The organism is Thermodesulfobacteriota bacterium, from assembly GCA_040753795.1.
Lineage (GTDB): Bacteria > Desulfobacterota > Desulfobacteria > Desulfobacterales > Desulfosudaceae > JBFMDX01.
Genome location: JBFMDX010000018.1, coordinates 71,017 through 91,323, shown reverse-complemented (window position 1 = coordinate 91,323; position 20,307 = coordinate 71,017). Strand labels below are relative to the sequence as shown.

The window sequence follows — 20,307 nt, the reverse complement described above, 5'->3', positions numbered from 1 at the left end:
AAAATATAACGTATTTTCAATAAAATCAAGCATATAATTTGATTTTTGACTGGTTTTTAAAGAAAAAAAATTGTAATTTTTAACCATAAAAACGGGGGCTCAAACGACAGGCTGTTGGACAGCCTGTAAAGACCTCCGCTACAGCGTTTTCAACAACAATTGATGGTTGACATGACACTACAGGATACGAAAAAGAAAAGCCGTATTGCCCGGCGTGACCGGGCAATACGGCTTCGAGGATATCAGGGGATGACGGATTGCTTACCCGCCGAACGAGGCATCGGCAATATCAATGGCCGAGGTGTCGGTCGTCAGGATGGCGTCCATCTTGCCCAGGGTCGTGGGCAGAAGCACATTGACAAAATAGGTCAGGGACTTGATCTGGCCTTCGTAGAAAGCGGCGTCCTTGGGGTTTTTCTCCAGGGCTTTGGCCGCCACTGAAGCCCGCCAGAGCAGCATCCAGGCCATGACCACATCGCCGCAGACATCCAGAAGCGGATGGGCGAAGAGGAAGGCCTGATTGACATTGCTCATGGAGGTCTTGCCCAGGTGCCGGCCGGCCTCGCCCAGTTTGTTCAGGGCCGCGGCGATCTTGTCGGCGGGGACCTCCAGGGTCGGGATGTGGCTGGCTTCGGCGATGGTCTTCTGGATTTCGCCGAACAGGTCGGCCACCAGCTTGCCCTTCTGCATGGTCATCTTCCGGCCCAGCAGGTCCATGGCCTGGATGCCGTTGGTGCCTTCGTAAATCATGGTGATGCGGCAGTCCCGCAAATACTGTTCGGCAGGGTATTCCTTGGTGTAGCCGTAGCCGCCGAAGACCTGCACGCCCTGGCTGCAAACCTCAAAAGCCCGGTCCGTGCCGTAGCCCTTGACCACCGGGGTCAGGATCTCGATCAGGCCGGCGTATTTCGCTTTTTCCTCATCGGAGGCGGCCACCTTGACCATATCCATGCAGTAACCGACGTAATAGATCAGGCTGCGCAGGCCTTCCACGAACACCTTCATGTTCATGAGCTGGCGGCGCACGTCCGGGTGCTGGATAATCGGCACGCCGCCCACCGAGGCATCCTTGCCGGCGGTCAGGGGACGGCCCTGGATTCTCTTACGGGCGTAGTTTAAGGCTTCCAGATAAGAAGCGGTGGCGCAGGCGAATCCCTGAAAACCGACCAGGAGACGGGCGTCGTTCATCATCAGGAACATCTCCATCATGCCCTTGTTCTCTTCGCCGATCAGTTCGCCGATGCAGTTGCCCTTGCTGCCCATGGTCAGGGAGCAGGTGGCGCTGCCGTGGATGCCCATTTTCTCTTCAATGCCGGTGCAGACCACGTCGTTGAACTCGCCCAGGCTGCCGTCGGGGTTGACGCGGAACTTGGGTACCAGGAACAGGGAAATGCCCCGGGTGCCGGGAGGCGCGCCCTCGATGCGGGCCAGCACGGGGTGAATGATGTTGGCCGTCATGTCGTGCTCGCCGCCGGAAATGAAGATCTTGGAGCCGGTGATGGAATAGGTACCGTCGGGGTTCTTGACCGCCGAGGTGGTCAGGGCGCCCACGTCCGATCCGGCTTCCGGCTCGGTCAGCAGCATGGTGCCGGACCACTCGCCGGAAAAAAGCTTCTTCATGTACATATCCTTCTGCTTCTGGGAGCCGAAGGTTTCGACCAGCCGGGCGGCGCCGTGGGTCAGGCCGGCGTAGAGCATGAAGGCGAAATTGGCGCCCAGCAGGTAGTCGCTGGCGGCCCGCTCCACCAGGTGGGGCATGCCCTGGCCGCCAACTTCCACGTCGTCAGCCATGGCGATCCACTCGCCTTCCATGAGCAGTTCATAGGCCCGCTGGAACGATTCCGGCACGCTCACCTTGCCGGCGTCGAAGGTGACGCCGATCTCGTCCCCTTCCTTATTAATGGGCCACAATTCCTTGAGAGCGAAATTGCGCGCCTCGGTGACGATCAGGTCGATGGTCTTGCGGTTGAACTCGGCGAACGCCTCGTACTTGCTCAACCCTTCGGCCTTGAACTGTTCGTGAAGAACAAAATCAACATCTCTTCTGTCCGCTACATTCTGTGCCATAATTATTCTCCTTGCCTGACGGCTTCATCTTTTTTTACGTTGCCGTCAACTTATGAATTGTTATGCGTTTCCTCGCTTGGTTCTATCTTTAGTGCCGCCGATGCCGTGGAGAAACAACTCCACCAGCCCGTCCGCCTTGGATTCCAGATCATAGGTATCGGTGGTATGCAGCCAGTTATTGATCACCTCGTCCACCGCGCCCAGGATGAAACGCTTGACCAGGTTCAGTTCCATGTCGGCCCGGAAAATACCCTCTTTCTGGCCCAACAGGACGATCTCGCCCACCAGGTCGAAATACATGTGGGTGATGTCCTTGATATGCGTTTCAAAGTAGCGGATCTGGCGGGCCTCGGCCTGGAAAACCTCGGCCATGTTCCGGTCTTTCTGGAACTCCCGCAGATGCGCCCGGATCAGATTGGACAGCTTGGTCCGGGCATCCCGGCCTTTGTCCACCTCCTTGCGGAACTCGTCAAATACCAGCCGGGTTTTGTAGGTAAAAAAATGAAGAAGAATATCATTTTTATTTTTAAAATAAAGATAAATAGTGCCGTCGGCCACGCCGGCCGCCCGGGCGATCTTGGAAACCGTGGAGTTGGAAAACCCCTCCCGGGCGATGACGCTGATGGCCGCCTCCAGAATCAGGTGGTATTTATCCGGACTAAACGTATTTCTGTTGGGTTCAGCCATTATCGGCCCAGTTAGCCTCTTGAATGAATGAGCATTCATTCAAGAAAACATCTAAACCCGTTTGGTGTCAAGAAAAAAGAGAGGGCAAACCGAGCCTGGAATAAATTTTTTCTATAAATTCAATTAGTTTATATCAGTCCAATGTGCCCGTCACAGGGGATAATACAAGAAATTTTTGCAACTTTTTGCATGTACCGCCAAAAGATTTCATTCATCTTCTTCTTCATAGTCCTCATCATCATAGTTCGGATATTGCGGCGGAGATTCTCCAACGGCCTTGATCAATGCCATGTGTTTTTTCCCAGACTTTGTTTCGCTAATGTTTTGGACTTTAATCCGATGCCACCAATCATCCCCAAAATCAAACCAATAGTGGAAAACATCCTTTTCGTTCAAGCCGACATCACCAATTTTGGTATTGGCTGTAGATTTTTTCCTTTTTCCCGAGCCCAGTATATCCTCTATGGCCATGGGATGCGTTATTTCCGGCGCATCATATATGCTACGTCGATCTTGCGTGTCTTTGCGCGTGATGAAAAAGGAATAAAGGTGATGATCGTACCGGTCAAATGCCTGGAAGATCGCAGTATGAAGATCATCAAAAGTGCAGTTCTCGGATGCCTCAATTATCCGATACAGATTGGGTATCCCGATTATAGAAACCCTGAACTGGTATATTTTCATTATATCATCCTTATTTATACGGCTCTTGACTGCCAATCTTCTCCTGGAGGCCGGATTACAATCGATCCTTCCAATAGTCGGGTTTTCTGTGGAGATTGGCGACCGCCACAATCAGAATCTCCTGTTGCCGTACTTGGTATATAACCCCGTATGGAAACCGACGAGTCAGGCAGCGCCTGGTCCGTGTTGAACAGGGAGGCCACGCTTCGGGAAATTGACCGATCCTGTCCAGGGTTTTCAACACTTCGGTCAGAAAGGCATCGCCAAGGCCGGGGACCTCGTAATTGTAATACTCGATGGCCTCATCCAGCTCAATCCGGGCGATCTCCAGAAAATTGATTTTCATGATTGACGCTATCTGTATTTTTGAAGGATTTCTTCTAAAGACAATGACTTGAGCTTTCCCTGTTCGTAGGCGTCAATCCGGCCCTCGACTTCTTCCGCCCACAATTCGTCAATTTGCTGATCCGGTCTATCAAGGGTGGATATCAGCTTATCGATGAGGAGTGCCTTCTCTGATGGTTTAAGCGCCAACGCTTCTTTAAGGATATTGTCCGTGGAATTCATGCATTCCTCCTTACTGCTACCGGTTATTTTAAATTCTTGTCTAAACAATAATATTCTGACGGAATCCCTTCTCTTAAAGAAACTTATGCGGTTTTTGTGTGTACTGTCAAAATATTTTCTTAATGGACTCCCTCAGCACCTGGCCATGTGCCCTGAAGATCGGAAAGGATTGTTTTTCATATCCGGTTGGTTCTTTGATAAACGGCCTTTGGGCGTCATCCCACGGCTTGACCGGGGGATCCAGTATAAAATGGATATTATTTCATTCCTTCCGGACCTCGGCTCGGGGGCCGGGGTGAGGCTACTGAATTACAGTGCCAGTTTATCTGTTTAGCCGGGAATCAGTTTTGCGCCTTAATTGCGGTAAGTTTATTGCTCTTTCTTATTTCACCAATCAAACGGTCAAGGACGGCATTTAGATCGAGGATCGAAAAATCCGGCTTAGCCTGGCTGACGGCCCTAGCTACTGAGACCTTGTCGATTACCTTGTCCGTGCGAAGACGGGTGAAATCGCCAAAACGACTCCACTTGATATTCCGTTTTGTTTTAGGATGTACAGTCGCAACTGCATTATTAAAAACAGATTCGGGGATGTAATTCTCGATTGATCGGCCGTTCGTAACCCACGTCATGCATGAGTTTCTCTCGAAATCCTCCTTGACTCGATGTTTCGTTTTGTTTATTCGCCCGTGTGATTTTTCTTTATCGCTATCAATTACAATGCAGGCACTTCTGTTTAATCGTGCCAGTTTGACAAAATCACTTACCTCTGGATGATCGTATGATAGATGCGATAGAAGCCGGCCACCATAGAACATTATCGTGTAGTGTAGCCCTTCGATAAGGTCTGGCGCCTTGGTTTGAATCCAGTGTTTCAAATATATGCGGTCAGAAGGACCTTCGACCCAAATTACATAATTGGCTTGTAACAAGTCGCTTGGCCTGTAGCCAAGATCCCTCAACAATGCGTGTTTATCCCTGTCTTCAGAGGCAAGGAGACATTTGGTAGTGCCTTCTTCAAGCCAACACCTATAGATGTTGACGCCCGGTAGATCAAAGAATGAGTTTGAGTGTGATGTAATCAGATACTGGTTGCTTGTGTTTTTGTTAATAAACTCGATGAACTTTTTTTGAAGTTCGGGGTGGATGTGTATTTCAGGCTCCTCGATGCAGAAGATAGTATTATCCGTAAGAGTCACTGCCGCAGCAATGATTATCAACTCATGAATCCCAGTCCCCAGGGAGTCAAGAGGCAGCACCTTTTCGTTCAGCGTTACGTATATCTCATCCTTTTCTGCTGGAATCTCTATCTTAGCTGTCGGTTCCCCCAGTATTGAACGCAGGAACCCTACGATTTTGGAGAACCGGGCTTTGCCAGACGTATATTGGCTAAGCTCTGGCGACTGCAGTTTTCGTAATTCCTTGATGAGACCTGCGCCTGATAAAGGGTTGCCGTCCCCATTAGTTATCCTTCTAAAAGCGTCGATCATGTGGGCGCTCATCGATAAACGTACCTTTGTATGTATTGCAACGGCAATATCATGCGCTCTCTGGTTTGGATCACCACCGGTGTATTTGCATAATTCCCTCGTTAGGTCTTGTTGCTGGTAACTATTGCATTTCTGTAATATCTGGGATGCTAATGCCTCGATGCTTTGTTCGTCCGCCGGTCCGTTTCCTGTGAGTTGGAACTGAAGCCACATGCTATTAGCATTATCAGGAAATACTGTGGTCCATAAGTTGCCGAATGGTTTTGCAATGCTTTGAAAGATGCTGTCAGTAAACCCTCCTTTTTTGATCTGGATGCCGCACATAACTTTTTTGGATGTCGTATTCATTGAGAAGTCAAGCATGTTATCAAGCTTCGGCCTTGGCTCATTCTGTTTGCTGGGATTAAGGAAAGGGGGAAGGAGGTTGATAAACCGAAGGACATTTGACTTTCCGCAATTGTTTTTTCCAATAAACACATTGACTCGTTGCAGATCATTGATTTTGACCTGATCGTTGCCGAAGCTTCTGTATCCAGATATTGCGAATCCATCCAACATCGTTAGTCTCTCCTAAGGATAAAATTTTTTCTTTTCGTTCGTTTAGCATTATGGCCCATATGGTAAAAAAATATTCCACATTGACCTTCACAATTCACCCCTGAAAGCCCGGTCAAGGATGCTGGGGAGCATGGCGTCGAGTTCAGTGGCTGTTTTGGATTGGTGGGGCTGAATTTGCTCGATTTTACTTTGGAATCTCCGAAATTCTAACATGATTTTTTCCTGCTGACTTTTGTCAGGTAATGGGAAAGGGATGCTTTTAACATGTTGTTGATTTAAAGTAGCCATTCCGCACTGTTGTTTCAATTCGCCTCTATAGTAACGCTTCACCGGATTTGAATTTAAAACCAATGCGGCGAACGCTGGAATAACTTTTGACCTGTCAACCTTCAACCTCATGTTCTTGCTTTCATATGTACATTTCGGAAATTCAGAAGAAACAAGTCCCGTCTTACCAACCAGTTCGGCGCTATTGACGCGATTAAAAATCAAATCCCCTTCGGAACAACCGAATTTTTCAATCTCTTCGGCTGTAACATTCAGAAACTGAATATTTTGGGTGTTCATTTCCGGGCCGTCAATGTTGTACATCCTCACACAAGGAATTCCAGTCCCCCAAAACTCAGGCGGTTTATAGATTCCATTGGAGGCCGATTGGAGCACATCACCAAAACTGACCATTTTAAATTTCTGATCAAAGCAGATCTTTTCGACTATAGCACCCCGCAGTGAGGCTACTTTTGTAGTTGTTTCTGAACGTAATTTTTTCGCCTCTTCAACCCTGGCAGCCAGGCGTTCGATTTTTGCCACGATGCGGCGCTGTTCGGATAGAGGGGGAAGGGGGATTTCAAGTGACAAAAAATGTTTTTCTTTTAAACGGTTTCTACTTGTCGGCGTGGCGCCATAACTCAAGCCGAGGGCCTCGTTCCAAGATGACTGGCGGCTGAAATAATGCCAGAGGAACTGGGCATCAACTCTATCTGGATTGACGCTGAAACAGGGAAACTCATTTGAAACAAAACATCCGTCATTATCCTCTGTGGCAATCGCAAAGGATCCCTTCCAGGCGAATAACCGATTGTAGACAAAGTCCCCGCATTTTACGCGGTAAAGTTTCGATGCCTGAATTTTTGCTCCCGATTTTACCTCTTTGACATAAAGGCCTTTGGCGTACCAGTGCGCTCCTAAAAGGGAATACTCAATTGTGGGGTCGACCGGTGTTGCCCTGCATACCTGCGTTAAAACATCGCCCAAACGGACTCTTCCCCACGGATTATCAGCCATTCTTCCCTCTCCCCAGTTCCGCCGCAATCTCTTCCATGATCTCAATAATCCGCCGTTCCTTTTCCAGGATGTCGGCCGCGAGTTGTTCCGGGGGCAGGTGTTCCAGGGCATCGGCGCCGGTGGGGTTTTTCAGGTCCAGGTTGCAGGAGACCAGGTTGCCGTTGTCGTCGTACTTTAAGACATCTTTGGCCGCGATGCGCCAGGCGTGGTCGTTTTCCTCCCGGCGCTTTTGTTTGAACCAGGCGATGCAGTCGGAAAATTCTTCAAACTGCATGGGTTTGGTCTTGGTATAATTCTTCCGGCCTTCGGGCAGGGGGAGTTCATAATACCAGATGTCCCTGGTCGGTCCGGAGCGGTCGAAAAAAAGCAGGTTGGTGGGGATGCCGGTGTAGGGCGCGAACACCCCGCCGGGCAGGCGCACGATGGTATGGAGGTTAAATTCTTTCAACAACTGTTCCTTGATGCGGGCGCAGACGCCGTCGCCGAACAGAGTGCCGTTGGGCACGATTACGGCCGCCCGGCCGGGTTTGCCGTTGTTCTTTTCCGGGCGTTTGAGCAGGCGCATGTGGAGCTGGAGAAACAGGAGCGTGGTTTCGGAAGTTTGCAGATCCCCGGGAAAGTTGGACTTGATGCCGGTTTCTTCTTCACCGCCAAAGGGCGGATTGGTCAGGATGACGTCCACCCGGTCCCGGTCCCCGATCTCCTGGATTTTGACGTTCAGGGAGTTGTCATAAATGATGCGGGGGTATTCCAGCCCGTGCAGCAGCAGGTTCATCTGGCACAGCATGTAGGGCAGGGATTTGGCCTCCTGGCCGTAAATGGATTGCTCCTGAAGGATTTTACGGTCTTTGACGCTGTGACACTGGGCGGCCAGATGACTATAGGCTTCGACCAGAAAGCCGCCGGTGCCGCAGGCCGGGTCCAGGACCGTTTCGCCGAGACGCGGATCGCTGATCGCCACCATGAACCGAACCACCGGCCGGGGGGTGTAAAACTCGCCGCTGTCGCCGGCGGCGTCGCGCATTTCCCGCAGCATGGTTTCGTACAGGCTGCTTAAGGTGTGAATTTCCTCGGAGGAGTTAAAATGGATGCCGTTGACCTTGTTGACCACGTCGCGCAGCAGGTAGCCGCTGATCATGCGGTTCTGAACGCCCCGGAACACATTGGCGATGACATCCCGGCGGCCGTGTCCGTTGACCGACTGGAGGGACCGCAGGTAAGCCAGCAGGCCCGGGCCATTTTTCCCGTCCGGCCGCACGGCCTCGTCCTGGTTGACAAACCGGATCAGGTCTTCGCCGGTAAAGCCGTCCTCAGGCGCGGCCCAGTCCCGCCAGCGATAGGGCTTTTCGATGTCCGGCCGGTATTTTTCGCCGGACAGCAGGGCTTCCTGTTCCCGGAGCTGCTCCATGTCGTCTAAGAATTTGAGAAACAGTATCCAGGTGAACAGGGGCAGGCGGTCCAGGTCGCCGTTTAAGCCCTTGTCCTTGCGCATGATGTCCCGGGCGGATTTGATGAGCGACCCCAGTTGCTGAGTTGTGGTCAGGGGCTGGTTGTCGGTCGTTTTTTTGTTTTTCGGCATGTGTCGCCTTTGCTCCTGTTACCGTCGGCCGTATTTTACGCCGCGTACAGTTCCTGTTGCAGTTCGTTGACGGCCTGGCGCAGGATGTCCGGCCCGCCGAAGATCCCGATGATTTCTCCGACATTGCCGTGGTCGGAAATGGGCGGCCCTTTTAAGACATCGGGCAGGGTGAACTCGGCAATGCCGTATTCGGTGTATTTGTCGAGCAGGTCTTCCAGCACGGCCCGGGCTTCGGGGGCGTATTTGTCAAAAAAATCCTTGCGGTCCTTGCGCAGCCGGTCGGCCCGTTCCCTTCTGGTGCGCAGGGGCGCGTTAAAGGCCACGTGGCAGAGCAGGTCAAAAGGGTCTGCTTCGGGCCGGTTGGTCTGGCGCATCAGTTCGTCAAATTCGATGCCCCTTTCCGCCAGCCGGGCGATGATCTCCTTTCTGTCCACGGGATCGGCCCAGTGACGCCGCAGCTCCGCGGCCGTGGCATACAGGGTTCTGACCTTATCGGCGGTATAATCCGTGTATTTGACCACCCGCAGTTGTTTGCCGTCGCTATCGAGTTCATAAACAAGCTGGGCCGCGATTTCCACGGAGCCGTTGTCCACGTAGTACTTTCTGGGGCCTGATTGACCGGTGGGTTCCGAGATTTTGGGATCGCCGATGATGTCCGTGGCCGTGTATTGCGCTTCCGGGGTTTCTTCGGGCTGCACGATTGTTTCGGCCGTGGTGTTTCCCTGTTCGTCGATGGTTTCTTCGGTCACCAGAGAGGGTTCGCCGTCAAAGTCGGGGTCCGCGAAGTGTCGGGTGGCGGCGCCGGTGTAGTCGAGGATGTTGAAATAATATTTGCCGTAATCGTCCCGGACCCGGGTGCCGCGGCCGATGATCTGCTTAAATTCGGTCATGGACCCGACCACCCGGACCAGGGCCACGTTTTTGATCATGGGCGCGTCCACGCCGGTGGTCAGCAGTTTGGAGGTGGTCAGGATGGCCGGCGTCAGCTTCTCCAGTTCCTGGAAACGACTCAAGTGCCCCTTGCCGATGGCGCCTTCATCGGAGGTCACCCGGCAGACATAGTCGGGGTTTTCCGCGGCCAGGTCCGCGTTCAGGTTGTTCAGCGCGCGGCGCATCTCATCGGCGTGTTCCTGATCGACGCAGAAGACCAGTGTTTTGCCGAAACGGTCGCCGGATTTTTTCAAAAATCCGGTCAGGTGCGCGGCAATGGCTTCCGTGCGCACGCGCAGGGCCACGAGGCGTTCAAAATCCTTGGTGTGGTATTCCTCGTCGGGAATTTCGCGGCCGTAGCGGTCCAACTCGCCTTTGGTGGGTCGCCAGCCGGCGGCGTCGACCGTGGTAACGATGCGGTGGACCCGGTAAGGCGCCAGGAATCCGTCGGCGATGCCGTCCCGCAGGCTATAGGTGTAAATCGGGTTGCCGAAATATTTATAGGTATCGCGGTTGTCCTCCCGCAGGGGCGTGGCCGTCATGCCCAACTGGTAGGCCGGCTCAAAATATTCCAGGATTTCGCGCCAGTTGCTTTCGTCATCGGCACTGCCGCGGTGGCATTCGTCCACGATGATCAGATCGAAAAAATCAGGGCCGAACTCGCGATACAGGCCGGGTCGGCGTTCGTCCCGGGCCAGGGACTGATACAGCGCGAAGTACATTTCCCGGCTTTTGACGACTTCGCCGTTTTCGATTTTATGGCGGGCCTCGCCAAAGGGGGTGAAGGTCTTGTCCTTGGGGTCATCGACCAGAACGGTTCTGTCGGCCAGGTAAAGGATTTTGGGCCGCCGGTATTCTCCGCTCCGGTTCCAGCGGGCGGACCAGAGTTTCCAGCAGATCTGAAAGGCAACCAGGGTTTTGCCGGTGCCGGTGGCCATGGTCAGCAGGATGCGTTTTTTATTTTGGAGGATCGCCTGCATGGCGCGGTTGATGGCGATTTCCTGATAATAGCGGGGGCGGCGATCGGCTTCCAGGTACGAAGGTGAAAGGAACTGTTCGGCCCTGTCTTCGTCCAGATTCTGGCTGCCGCGCAACCGGTTCCACAGGTCGGCCGGGCTGGGGAAGGCGCTTAACCGTTCCTCCCGGCCGGTCAGAAAATCAACTTCGATGATTTCTCTGCCGTTGGTGGCGTAAGCGAAATTGAGCCCCAGAATGCGGGCGTATTCCTTGGCTTGTTGAAGGCCGTCGCCGGCTGATTTGTAGTTGGCCTTGGCTTCGACCACGGCGATGGGAAAATCGCGGGTAAAGCGCAGCAGGTAGTCGGCCCGTTTCTGCGGACCGCGCCGTATTTGATTTCCGGAAACAATGATGCGGCCGTCGGTGAAGGTGCGCTGTTCCGTAAAGGAGTGGGGCTCCGTGTCCCATCCGGACGAGATGAGTTGCGGCAGAACAAACTTGCGACAGGTATCGGCTTCGGTCAGCGCGCCCGGATGCCCGGTCATGAGAATCTCCCCATCAAGTTGGCTGTTTATAAGGGCTTTTTTCTAAGAGATTGAATTGACTCTACATGTTTTTTACGTTTTCCCGAAACCGCATCTGATGCCCGCAGTGCTGACAAACATTGATCAAATTACTGTCGCCCCCGCCGCTGCTTAAAATGATCAAAGGGTCCAAGAGGATTCCACCGGTTACACCGGATTGATGTTTTTCGGGTATGGTGACGACTGAAAAACAGCCGCATTTTGAGCACTGAACCCGCCCATCGGCGGAAACTTTTACATATTGTTCAGCTTCTCTTTGCGCCTGAAATTCCCGTTTTTTATTATAATCTTCTAAACCCAGCCTCACGGATTCGCCAAGCGCTAATGCGACAAAAGAGAAGAAAAGCAACGGGAAATAATACCACTTAATAGAAAAAGAATTAGATAAAAATAGATATACCGGGACAATAAAAAATATCGCGCTAAGAATGTAGCGGAAAAGCATATCAACAAGAGCTCTGTCGGCATCTTCTTTGTACATTTCTTTTAATGATTTTCGGGGAAGGAATTTGCTTTTGTTGACTTCGACTGGTGCGGAATCCTTTAATCCTGTCTGGGAAATTTTATCGGAAATTACCCCGCACTTCCGGCACTCTCCGGAATTGTCAGGATTGATAAAATCACATTTAGGACATTTCATGATTTATTATCCGATTGGATGCGGTAAATTTTATTTTAATTTACAAGACCATACCTCGGCATTTGGTGTCAATATTTTTTGGGAACCGGGTAATCCAGTGTAAAAGCATTCTTCTCCGCTGACACGGTCGGCCCGCTGGATTCCGGATCGGGGTCCGGAATGACGAGAAAGGCTGTCTTTTGGAATTACGGGGTTGATTACCGCCCGCCCGGTTGATTCCAATGCTTCCTGTGATCAGGCCACTGTACTCCGGATGATCTCAACGGCTTTGGCAACGGCTTCGGCGATCTTTTCCGGCTGGGACCCCCCGGCCTGGGCCATGTCCGGCCGGCCGCCGCCGCTGCCGCCGACCACCGCCGCCGCCTCCTTGATGATCGCCCCGGCCTTGAAGCGGCCGGTCAGGTCCTTGGTCACGGATACGATCAGAAAGGCCTTGCTCGTATCGGCCGCTCCGAGCACCACGATCCCGGACTGGAGCTTGTCCTTGAGCTGGTCGGCCAGGGTGCGCAGGGCCGCCGGGTTGTCCACGGCAATGACCCTGGCAATGACCTTGACGCCGTTGATCAGGGCGTGTTCGGCACCGCCGTCGCCGCCCCCGCCGCCGGAAACCGAAGCCGCGGCCAGCTTGTTCTTGAGTCCTTCTTTCTCTTTTTCCAGGGCCTTCATATCCTTTAACATCTTCTGGACGCGCGGCGGCAGATTCAGCGGCTGCTCCTTAAGCAGTCCGCTGATGGCACTCAGCACCCGCATGTTTTCCTGGACATGGGCCAGGGCGGCGGCGCCGGTCAGGGCCTCGATCCGCCGCACGCCCGAGGCGACGCTGCCTTCGGAAACGATTTTAAACAGACCGATGTCGCCGGTGCGGCGGGTGTGGGTGCCGCCGCACAGTTCCCGGCTGACATCGCCCATGGCGATGACGCGCACGGTGTCGCCGTATTTTTCCTCGAACAGGGCCGTGGCCCCGCTCTCCATGGCCTGGTCAATGCCCATCTCGGTGATGGACACTTCGTAATTTTCGCCGATTCTGGCGTTCACGAAGGCCTCGATCTTTTCCAGGGCCTCCGGTTCGACCATGGCAAAATGGGTAAAATCAAACCGCAGCCGTTCGGCAGAGACCAGGGACCCGGCCTGCTTGACATGGTCCCCCACTACCCGGCGCAGGGCCGTGTGCAGGAGGTGGGTGGCCGAATGGTTGCAGGCGGTCATCCGCCGCCGGTCCCCGTCCACGGCCAGGGTGACCAGGTCCCCCGGGCTGACGGTGCCGGATTCGACCTGGCCCCGGTGAATGACCAGGCCGGACGGCTCCTTGACCGTGTCGGTCACCTTCATTTTAAAGTGGCGGCCGGTAATGGTGCCGGTGTCCCCGGCCTGGCCGCCGGACTCGGCGTAAAACGGCGTCTGGTCGGCCACCAGCTCGATGGTTTCACCGGGTTCGGCGGTCTTCACCTCGGCCCCGTCCCTGACCAGGACCAGGACGGTGGCGTCCTTCTCCAGGCTGCCGTAACCGACAAAAGCGGTCTTGACGCCTTCGGCGGCCAGGCGGCCGTAGGCCGGGCAGGTCCTGGAAAACTCGGCCACGGACCGGGACTTCTCCCGCTGGCCGGCCATGAGCAGTTCAAACCCGGTCGTGTCCAGTTCGATCTGCTCGCCCCGGACCATGTCCTTGACGATGTCCACCGGAAACCCGTAGGTATCGTAGAGCTTGAAAATAACGTCCCCGGGAATGACGCTTTCCTTCCGGGCCCGGATATCGGCCAGGGTGTCGTTCAATACCCGCAGGCCGTTGTCCAGGGTCTCGGAAAACCGCATCTCCTCGTTCTCGATGACATTGGTGATGAACGATCCGGCGTCCTTGAGTTCGGGATAGGCCCCGGCCATAATGTCGAGCACGGTCAGGGCGGTTTTATGCAGGAAGGGCTTGTCCAGGCCGAGGTTGCGGCCGTAGCGGATGGCCCGGCGCATGATCCGGCGCAGCACGTAGCCCCGGCCTTCGTTGGAGGGCAGGATGCCGTCGCCGATGAGAAAGGCCGCGGCCCGGCTGTGGTCGGCGATGACCCGCATGCAGACGTCGGCGTCAAGGTCCTTGCCGTAAGAACGGCCGGCCAGATTTTCGATGGTCTGGATGATGGGAAAGATCAGGTCGGTTTCATAGTTGGTGATGGTGTTCTGCACCACCGAGGAGATCCGCTCCAGTCCCATGCCGGTGTCGATGCTGGGCTTGGGCAGGGGCGTCAGGTGACCGGAGTCGTCGCGGTTGTACTGCATGAAGACCATGTTCCATATTTCCAGGTACCGGTCGCACTCGCAGCCCACGGCGCAGTCGGGCCGGCCGCAGCCGTGCTCGGGACCCCGGTCGATGAGGATCTCGCTGCACGGCCCGCAGGGGCCGGTGTCGCCCATGGCCCAGAAGTTGTCCTTTTCCCCCAGGCGGACGATGCGGCTTTCGGGAATGCCGATGGCGTTCTTCCAGATGTTGTAGGCCTCGTCATCCTCGCGGAAAACGGACACCCACAGCTTGTCCTGGGGCAGGCCGTAGCCGTTGAGCAGCAGGTCCCAGGCCAGCTCGATGGCCTTTTCCTTAAAGTAGTCGCCAAAGGAAAAATTGCCCAGCATTTCAAAAAAGGTGTGATGACGGGCGGTGTAGCCGACATTGTCCAGGTCGTTGTGCTTGCCGCCGGCCCGGACGCACTTCTGGGAAGTGGCCGCCGTATGGTAATCCCGCTTCTCCTCGCCGATGAAAACCCGCTTGAACTGGACCATGCCGGCGTTGACAAACAGCAGGGTCGGATCCGACTGGGGCACCAGGGAGGAACTGCGGACAATGCGGTGATGACGCGATTCAAAATAATCCAGAAATCTGCTGCGGGCTTCGTTACCTGTCATACCCTCTCCATTTCTATTTCCCGTTTTTCGGGGGTTCGGCCTCGGCGGCGGCGGTGGCCAGGCCCAGCTTTTCCTTGACCCGGGCCTGCAGTTCCTTCAGAACCGCCGGGTTTTCCATCAGGTACTGCTTGGCGTTTTCCCGTCCCTGGCCGATGCGCTCATTGTTAAAAGAGAACCAGGAGCCGCTCTTCTCCACGATGTTCTCCTCGACGCCGATATCGATCAGTTCGCCGGTCTGGGAGATTCCCTCCCCGTACATGATGTCGAACTCCACGTTCTTGAAGGGTGGCGCCAGCTTGTTCTTGACCACCTTGACCTTGACCCTGTTGCCGACCGGGTCCTGGCCTTCCTTGATGACGGCGCTGCGCCGGATATCCAGTCGGACCGAGGCGTAAAACTTCAGGGCATTGCCGCCGGTGGTGGTTTCCGGGTTGCCAAAAAAAACCCCGATTTTCTCACGTATCTGGTTAATAAATATAATGCATGTATTTGTTTTTCCTATAATTCCTGTAAGCTTTCGAAGGGCCTGGGACATGAGCCTCGCCTGGAGCCCCATGTGAGAGTCGCCCATCTCACCCTCGATTTCCGCCTTGGGCACCAGGGCGGCCACGGAGTCAATGACAACGATATCCACCGCCCCGCTTCTGACCAGCATGTCCGCGATTTCCAGGGCCTGCTCGCCGGTATCCGGCTGGGAGACCAGGAGCTCGTCGCTGTTGACGCCCAGCTTTTTGGCGTAAGCGATATCCAGGGCATGCTCGGCGTCGATAAAAGCGGCGATACCGCCCTGACGCTGGGACTCGGCCACGACATGCAGGGCCAGGGTCGTTTTACCGGACGATTCCTGACCGAAAATTTCAGTGACCCGGCCCCGGGGTATCCCGCCGATGCCCAGGGCCTTGTCCAGGGCCAGTGACCCGGTGGAAATGGACGGGACCTTGACCACCGATCCGTCCCCGAGTTTCATGATCGCCCCCTTGCCGTACTGGCGTTCAATCTGTGTCATGGCGGCTTCCACTGCCTTTGCCTTTTCTGATGAGATCCCCATCGCATCCTCCCTGTTTGCTTTTTTGTTATCGGTTGATTTCATGATAGCGCCAACCTGCCTTCCTTAATATTGTGTTACTCCCCTCCAGACAGGGGAAACGTTTTTAACACCGTGTAGACCGCTCCGTTCGGTTTCAGATCGCTGCGGAACAGAATCAGCCGATCGGCCGGAAACGACCGGGGCGAAAACCGCGCGCAGGCGTCCAGGGCGGACACCAGTTTTTCGGGTACAATGGCGTGTTTCACCCGTCCCAGGGTCAGATGAGCCTTGAAGGGGCGCGGCTCTTTAGCGAAACCGGAAACGGCGAGATTTTCCTCCAGCTCGGCCTGAAAGTCAATAAGAGACTGTGTCGCGCCGGTCAGGCCGGCCCAGACCACCCGCGGCCGGCGGGCGTCCGGGAAAACGCCCAACCCCTTGACGGCCAGGTCCATGGGCCGGGTTTTCTCCGTTGAGGCGGCCGCGGAAAGGCAGACCCGCTCTACCGCCTGCTCTGATATTTCCCCCAGGAACTTGACGGTCAGGTGAATGTTTTCCGGCCGGACCCAGCTGATGCGGATGCCCTGGTCAATCAGGCAGCGCTGGGCCTGCCGCAGAACGGCCCTCGCCTCCTCCGGCAGGTCAAAAGCCAGAAAGGTCCGGATCATTGCGCCACCGCCAGCACGATCCGAAGAAGCACATGGGCGATCAGGCCGGCCACGACATCATCGGCGACAATGCCGAACCCGCCGGGCAGCTTCTTCTCGATCTGCCGGATGGGAAAAGGCTTGAGCATGTCCAGGCAGCGGAAAATGAAAAAACCGGCCGTCACCGGCAGCCATTCAAACGGCAGGCTCCACAGCGTCACCATGATGCCGGCGATTTCATCAATGACGATGCAGCCCGGATCGGTTGCGCCGATTTGCTTTTCGGCCCGTCCCGCCGTCCAGACCGCCAGACCGATCGTCAGCGCCAGGACGATCAAAGCCGGCCCGTTTCCCAGAAGGGAGATCAGATAAACAGGCAGCAGTCCGGCCAGGGTCCCGAAGGTTCCCGGGACCACCGGCAGATAACCGACATAACCGCCGGTGGCGGCCATGAGAATGAGGCTGTAAGATCGTTTCATGCCCTGCTTCTATAATGCGAAATAAGCGATGTCAAGACGGAAGAACCTTGTCCGCGGCCCGTTCCACTGCCTGATAAACCTCAAGAATCGGTATGTTACGTTCCACCGCGATCATACGGCAGGCTTCGTATTCCGGGGCCACGCGCACGGCTCCGTCCGGACGGGTGATCTGCTTGGCGGCCACCGGCCCGAAGACGGTATCCACCTTCACGATGCGGCGCGGCAGGATACTGCGGTTGACCGGGTAATGCCGGGCACCGGTGGTGGTGGTTTCCGACAGAATCCGACCGACGATGATATCCCGGCGGGAAAGGGCGCACAGCACCTGGATCATGGTCGCCGGCCGGTTCTTCTTCATGAAGACCGGCACCCAGAACACATCCAGGGCGCCGTCGGCAAACAGCTTTTCCATGACATAGCCGAAAATTTCCGGGTTCATGTTGTCGATGCAGGCTTCCACCATGGCCAGGGGCTCCGGTTCCTCGACGATGACCGGTTCCCCGAACCGGCCGCCGATGATCCTGAGCAGGTTGGGACGGTCCGGGATCTCGCGGGTCCCGGCGCCGTAACCGACCGCGCTGACGGTCATCAGCGGCATGGGGCCGAAACGCGTTGTCAGGGTGGTGAGGATGGCCGCGCCCGTGGGCGTGACCAGTTCGCCGGTCAGGTCCGACCCGTAGACCGGCACCCCCTTGAGAATTTCCAGCGTGGCCGGGGCCGGCACGGGCAGGACGCCGTGGTGACAACGGACCTGACCCGATCCCAGGGGAACCGGGGCCGCGGCCGCTCCCCGGATATCCAGGTATTCGGCGCACAGGGCCGTTCCCACCATGTCCACGATGGCGTCCACGCCGCCGAGCTCATGGAAATGGACCTTGGCCAGGGGACAGCCGTGCACCGAGGACTCGGCCCGGGCGATTTTCTCGAACATGGCCAGAGACAGCTGGCGCACCCGGTCCGACAGGGGGCTGTTCATTATTAATGACTGAATGGCGGCGAAGTTTCTCGGGGGATGACCATCATCAACCCGCACCTCCGCCTTGCGGGCGGCCAGGCCGTTCCGGGACACTGTCTCAACCGTGAGGTCAAAGCCGGCCAGCGGCAGCCGGGAGAGTTTTTCTTTTACCCACTCCACGGGTACGCCCAGATCGATGAGCGCGCCCAGGGTCATGTCGCCGCTGATGCCGGAACCGCAATCGATAAAAATGTCCATCATTACCATCCTGGTGTTTAGGCAGAAGCCTTGATGATTTCCACCAGCAGTTCAGCGGCCCGGACCATATCATCCAGGGCCACGTTCTCCCGCACCGAGTGAATATCCTTCATGCCGGTGCCGAGGACCCCGGCGGTAATACCATGCTGAAAAAAGATATTGGCGTCGGAACCGCCGCCGGATACGGCCTGGCGGATCTCAAACCCCAGGGTCCGGGCCGCCTTCACGGCAGTGGTCACCACCGGGTGGTCCGGCGGAATGTTGAGGCTCTTAAAATCGCTGACCACGGAAACATCCAGAGAGGGATATCCGGCGTGAGGGCAGCGGGCGGCAGCCTCGGCCACGGTTTCACGGAAGGCCGCCACGATCTGATCGGTCAGCTTTTCCAGTTTATCGTCGTTCCGGCTCCGGGCCTCGCCCCGGATAATCACTTTTGCCGGAACAATATTGCTTGCCTGGCCGCCCTCGATGGTGCCGATATTATAGGTGGTTTCCGGGTCCACCCGGCCGGGTTCGAGCCGGGCGATGGCCCGGGCCGCGACCGAGATGGCGTTGACGCCGTCCTCCGGCCGGGCGCCGGCATGGGCGTCCTTGCCATGGATCACGAACTCCAGGCGGTTGGCTGCCGGCGCCTGCACGACGATGGAGGCCGGGTCCGACGTGTCCAGCACATATCCGCGGTTAGCCCGCAGCAGGCCGTAATCAAAATGCTTGGCCCCGACCAGGCCGATCTCCTCGCAAACGGTAAAGACCAGTTCCAGCGGACAGCAGTCGACGCCGGACTCCTTCAGCACGCACATGGCCTCGTGCATGACGGCGATGGCGCTCTTATCATCCGATCCCAGAATTGTCTCACCGCTGCTGAAAAACACCCCGTCTTTGAAAACCGGGGCGATGCCCCGGCCCGGGGAGACCGTATCCATATGAGCAGCGATCAGCAGAGGGTCCAGCCCGGCCCGGCCCTCAAACCGCGCCACCATGTTGCCGCTGTTGCTGCCCGTCCCGGCCAGGGAGTCGTCGCGGACGATGGTCGCCCCCAGTCCTGAAAAGAGCCCGGCGATAAAGCCGCTGACCGCGAGTTCGTCCCTTGATTCACTGTCGATGGTCACCAGCGACCGGAAGGTATCGGCCAGCCGCTCCCTGTTCACCGTCATCGTCCCCATCCTTTCTCATAAAACCGATAAAACCATTGACAGGCGTCGCATACCTGACTAATTTACCGGATAATACTGCGGAAGTGCGCAGCGTTCTGGTGATGCTCCCGGACTTCAAATCCGGTGTGGGGCGCTAACACCGTCCCGGGTGGGTTCGATTCCCATGCACTTCCGCCAATTTTTTTCTAAAATAAACCATTCCCCCAAAACAGCAATAACATTTTCTGTTTTGTCACCACGGAAGATAACCATGGCGGAATTACCGGCAGCAAGAAGGCTGCGGCACGACCGCCATCATGGGAGAAAAAAACGATGAGTGATATCCGCATGACCACCGACATCCGCACGGATTACGATTGTGAAGCCTCCGGCCTGCCGGCGGAGCACTGGGCCGAAGCGGTCTTTTCCGTGGACGGCCACGAAATCGTGCTGGAAGTCAGCGCTGAAGAAGACATTATTGTCGCCATCATGGTGGACGAGGAGACCACCTGGAAAGGCACCCTGAAGGGGCTGACCAAAATGCTGGCGGAGGCCGTCAAGCCGCCGTCGGCTTAGCCCGATATTTCACGAGTCGATTTGGCCGAAGACGCAAGGCGCAGGACGCGAAGTTAAAGAGGCCGGCGTCAGTTGATCTTCGGATTGTCGCCGGATGGGGCCGACGTGAACGATTTCCAGTCCAGGGTCGATCCGTCCCATTTGTGATCCGGGTCCGGCAGGAAGGTCAGCCCGCCGGCAGCCCCGGCCTGGGCCACGCTGGCCAGCAAACATATCACCCAGCCGCCCGGCACCTTCGCCCGGTAAAGGGGCGCGGCCTTGCCCGCCTTGCCGGAGAGATACGACACCATCGGTTCCAGTTCTTCCCATACAAACATATGCGGTC

The 20,307-nt window shown here is 55.8% G+C and carries 18 protein-coding genes and 1 tRNA gene; 2 read left to right on the top strand and 17 right to left on the bottom strand.

All coding sequences use genetic code 11. The features are described 5' to 3' along the window. Positions 1 to 261 precede the first annotated feature (261 nt). The 16 genes from AB1724_17020 to AB1724_16945 all read right to left on the bottom strand — a co-directional run bounded on the left by AB1724_17020 (position 262) and on the right by AB1724_16945 (position 19,427). Positions 262 to 2,067, bottom strand: coding sequence for an acyl-CoA dehydrogenase (locus tag AB1724_17020; GenBank protein ID MEW6079511.1), 1,806 nt, complete (start codon positions 2,065 to 2,067; stop codon positions 262 to 264). 60 nt (positions 2,068 to 2,127) lie between these two features. Then, positions 2,128 to 2,754, bottom strand: a complete 627-nt coding sequence (locus AB1724_17015; GenBank protein ID MEW6079510.1) for a TetR/AcrR family transcriptional regulator — start codon at positions 2,752 to 2,754, stop codon at positions 2,128 to 2,130. 207 nt (positions 2,755 to 2,961) lie between these two features. Next, positions 2,962 to 3,438 carry a plasmid pRiA4b ORF-3 family protein gene (locus AB1724_17010; protein MEW6079509.1) on the bottom strand — a complete coding sequence of 159 codons (477 nt, stop codon included), beginning with the start codon at positions 3,436 to 3,438 and terminating at the stop codon, positions 2,962 to 2,964. Between the two features lie 55 nt (positions 3,439 to 3,493). Next, positions 3,494 to 3,784 (bottom strand): type II toxin-antitoxin system RelE/ParE family toxin, encoded by a 291-nt coding sequence (locus AB1724_17005; protein ID MEW6079508.1) that lies wholly within the window; start codon positions 3,782 to 3,784, stop codon positions 3,494 to 3,496. An 8-nt stretch (positions 3,785 to 3,792) separates the two neighbouring features. Continuing rightward, the gene (locus tag AB1724_17000; protein MEW6079507.1) at positions 3,793 to 4,005 is read right to left on the bottom strand and encodes an addiction module protein; all 213 of its coding nucleotides are present in this window, start codon (positions 4,003 to 4,005) and stop codon (positions 3,793 to 3,795) included. A gap of 341 nt (positions 4,006 to 4,346) precedes the next feature. Beyond that, positions 4,347 to 6,053, bottom strand: coding sequence for an AAA family ATPase (locus tag AB1724_16995; protein ID MEW6079506.1), 1,707 nt, complete (start codon positions 6,051 to 6,053; stop codon positions 4,347 to 4,349). Between the two features lie 87 nt (positions 6,054 to 6,140). Continuing rightward, positions 6,141 to 7,337, bottom strand: a complete 1,197-nt coding sequence (locus tag AB1724_16990) for a restriction endonuclease subunit S (protein MEW6079505.1) — start codon at positions 7,335 to 7,337, stop codon at positions 6,141 to 6,143. Then, positions 7,330 to 8,916 carry a class I SAM-dependent DNA methyltransferase gene (locus AB1724_16985; protein ID MEW6079504.1) on the bottom strand — a complete coding sequence of 529 codons (1,587 nt, stop codon included), beginning with the start codon at positions 8,914 to 8,916 and terminating at the stop codon, positions 7,330 to 7,332. The genes AB1724_16990 and AB1724_16985 overlap by 8 nt, the downstream gene beginning before the upstream one ends. A 35-nt stretch (positions 8,917 to 8,951) precedes the next feature. Continuing rightward, positions 8,952 to 11,348, bottom strand: a complete 2,397-nt coding sequence (gene hsdR / locus AB1724_16980; GenBank protein MEW6079503.1) for an EcoAI/FtnUII family type I restriction enzme subunit R — start codon at positions 11,346 to 11,348, stop codon at positions 8,952 to 8,954. Positions 11,349 to 11,409: 61 nt separating this feature from the next. Then, positions 11,410 to 12,027 carry a hypothetical protein gene (locus AB1724_16975; protein ID MEW6079502.1) on the bottom strand — a complete coding sequence of 206 codons (618 nt, stop codon included), beginning with the start codon at positions 12,025 to 12,027 and terminating at the stop codon, positions 11,410 to 11,412. A gap of 234 nt (positions 12,028 to 12,261) precedes the next feature. Then, positions 12,262 to 14,910: an alanine--tRNA ligase gene (alaS, locus tag AB1724_16970; GenBank protein ID MEW6079501.1), complete on the bottom strand. Its 2,649-nt coding sequence runs from the start codon at positions 14,908 to 14,910 to the stop codon at positions 12,262 to 12,264. Between the two features lie 13 nt (positions 14,911 to 14,923). Next, a complete protein-coding gene (gene recA / locus AB1724_16965; GenBank protein MEW6079500.1) occupies positions 14,924 to 15,958 on the bottom strand; it encodes a recombinase RecA in 1,035 nt (344 codons plus the stop codon). A gap of 74 nt (positions 15,959 to 16,032) precedes the next feature. Next, the gene (gene thpR / locus AB1724_16960) at positions 16,033 to 16,602 is read right to left on the bottom strand and encodes an RNA 2',3'-cyclic phosphodiesterase (protein ID MEW6079499.1); all 570 of its coding nucleotides are present in this window, start codon (positions 16,600 to 16,602) and stop codon (positions 16,033 to 16,035) included. Next, entirely contained in the window at positions 16,599 to 17,060 is a 462-nt protein-coding gene (locus tag AB1724_16955; GenBank protein ID MEW6079498.1) for a phosphatidylglycerophosphatase A, read from the bottom strand. Before AB1724_16955 ends, thpR begins: the two co-directional genes overlap by 4 nt. A gap of 31 nt (positions 17,061 to 17,091) precedes the next feature. Then, complete coding sequence (larC, locus tag AB1724_16950; GenBank protein MEW6079497.1) at positions 17,092 to 18,276, bottom strand: nickel pincer cofactor biosynthesis protein LarC; 1,185 nt, start codon at positions 18,274 to 18,276, stop codon at positions 17,092 to 17,094. Between the two features lie 14 nt (positions 18,277 to 18,290). Next, positions 18,291 to 19,427: a M20/M25/M40 family metallo-hydrolase gene (locus AB1724_16945; protein ID MEW6079496.1), complete on the bottom strand. Its 1,137-nt coding sequence runs from the start codon at positions 19,425 to 19,427 to the stop codon at positions 18,291 to 18,293. A 79-nt stretch (positions 19,428 to 19,506) separates the two neighbouring features. Here AB1724_16945 and AB1724_16940 point away from each other — a divergent pair. Together AB1724_16940 and AB1724_16935 are read left to right on the top strand one after the other, a co-directional pair. Then, positions 19,507 to 19,604: transfer RNA gene (locus AB1724_16940), tRNA-Sec, on the top strand. A 135-nt stretch (positions 19,605 to 19,739) separates the two neighbouring features. After that, entirely contained in the window at positions 19,740 to 19,982 is a 243-nt protein-coding gene (locus tag AB1724_16935; GenBank protein MEW6079495.1) for a hypothetical protein, read from the top strand. A 68-nt stretch (positions 19,983 to 20,050) separates the two neighbouring features. Here AB1724_16935 and AB1724_16930 read toward each other — a convergent pair whose 3' ends face one another. Next, entirely contained in the window at positions 20,051 to 20,299 is a 249-nt protein-coding gene (locus AB1724_16930; protein MEW6079494.1) for a hypothetical protein, read from the bottom strand. Between the last annotated feature and the right edge of the window lie 8 nt (positions 20,300 to 20,307).

Excerpts from the sequence above, each read along its gene's own strand:
- AB1724_17020 (MEW6079511.1), bottom strand. The coding sequence starts at position 2,067 with ATGGCACAGAATGTAGCGGACAGAAGAGATGTTGATTTTGTTCTTCAC.
- AB1724_17015 (MEW6079510.1), bottom strand. The coding sequence starts at position 2,754 with ATGGCTGAACCCAACAGAAATACGTTTAGTCCGGATAAATACCACCTG.
- AB1724_17010 (MEW6079509.1), bottom strand. The coding sequence starts at position 3,438 with ATGAAAATATACCAGTTCAGGGTTTCTATAATCGGGATACCCAATCTG.
- AB1724_17005 (MEW6079508.1), bottom strand. The coding sequence starts at position 3,784 with ATGAAAATCAATTTTCTGGAGATCGCCCGGATTGAGCTGGATGAGGCC.
- AB1724_17000 (MEW6079507.1), bottom strand. The coding sequence starts at position 4,005 with ATGAATTCCACGGACAATATCCTTAAAGAAGCGTTGGCGCTTAAACCA.
- AB1724_16995 (MEW6079506.1), bottom strand. The coding sequence starts at position 6,053 with ATGTTGGATGGATTCGCAATATCTGGATACAGAAGCTTCGGCAACGAT.
- AB1724_16990 (MEW6079505.1), bottom strand. The coding sequence starts at position 7,337 with ATGGCTGATAATCCGTGGGGAAGAGTCCGTTTGGGCGATGTTTTAACG.
- AB1724_16985 (MEW6079504.1), bottom strand. The coding sequence starts at position 8,916 with ATGCCGAAAAACAAAAAAACGACCGACAACCAGCCCCTGACCACAACT.
- hsdR (MEW6079503.1), bottom strand. The coding sequence starts at position 11,348 with ATGACCGGGCATCCGGGCGCGCTGACCGAAGCCGATACCTGTCGCAAG.
- AB1724_16975 (MEW6079502.1), bottom strand. The coding sequence starts at position 12,027 with ATGAAATGTCCTAAATGTGATTTTATCAATCCTGACAATTCCGGAGAG.
- alaS (MEW6079501.1), bottom strand. The coding sequence starts at position 14,910 with ATGACAGGTAACGAAGCCCGCAGCAGATTTCTGGATTATTTTGAATCG.
- recA (MEW6079500.1), bottom strand. The coding sequence starts at position 15,958 with ATGGGGATCTCATCAGAAAAGGCAAAGGCAGTGGAAGCCGCCATGACA.
- thpR (MEW6079499.1), bottom strand. The coding sequence starts at position 16,602 with ATGATCCGGACCTTTCTGGCTTTTGACCTGCCGGAGGAGGCGAGGGCC.
- AB1724_16955 (MEW6079498.1), bottom strand. The coding sequence starts at position 17,060 with ATGAAACGATCTTACAGCCTCATTCTCATGGCCGCCACCGGCGGTTAT.
- larC (MEW6079497.1), bottom strand. The coding sequence starts at position 18,276 with ATGATGGACATTTTTATCGATTGCGGTTCCGGCATCAGCGGCGACATG.
- AB1724_16945 (MEW6079496.1), bottom strand. The coding sequence starts at position 19,427 with ATGACGGTGAACAGGGAGCGGCTGGCCGATACCTTCCGGTCGCTGGTG.
- AB1724_16935 (MEW6079495.1), top strand. The coding sequence starts at position 19,740 with ATGAGTGATATCCGCATGACCACCGACATCCGCACGGATTACGATTGT.
- AB1724_16930 (MEW6079494.1), bottom strand. The coding sequence starts at position 20,299 with ATGTTTGTATGGGAAGAACTGGAACCGATGGTGTCGTATCTCTCCGGC.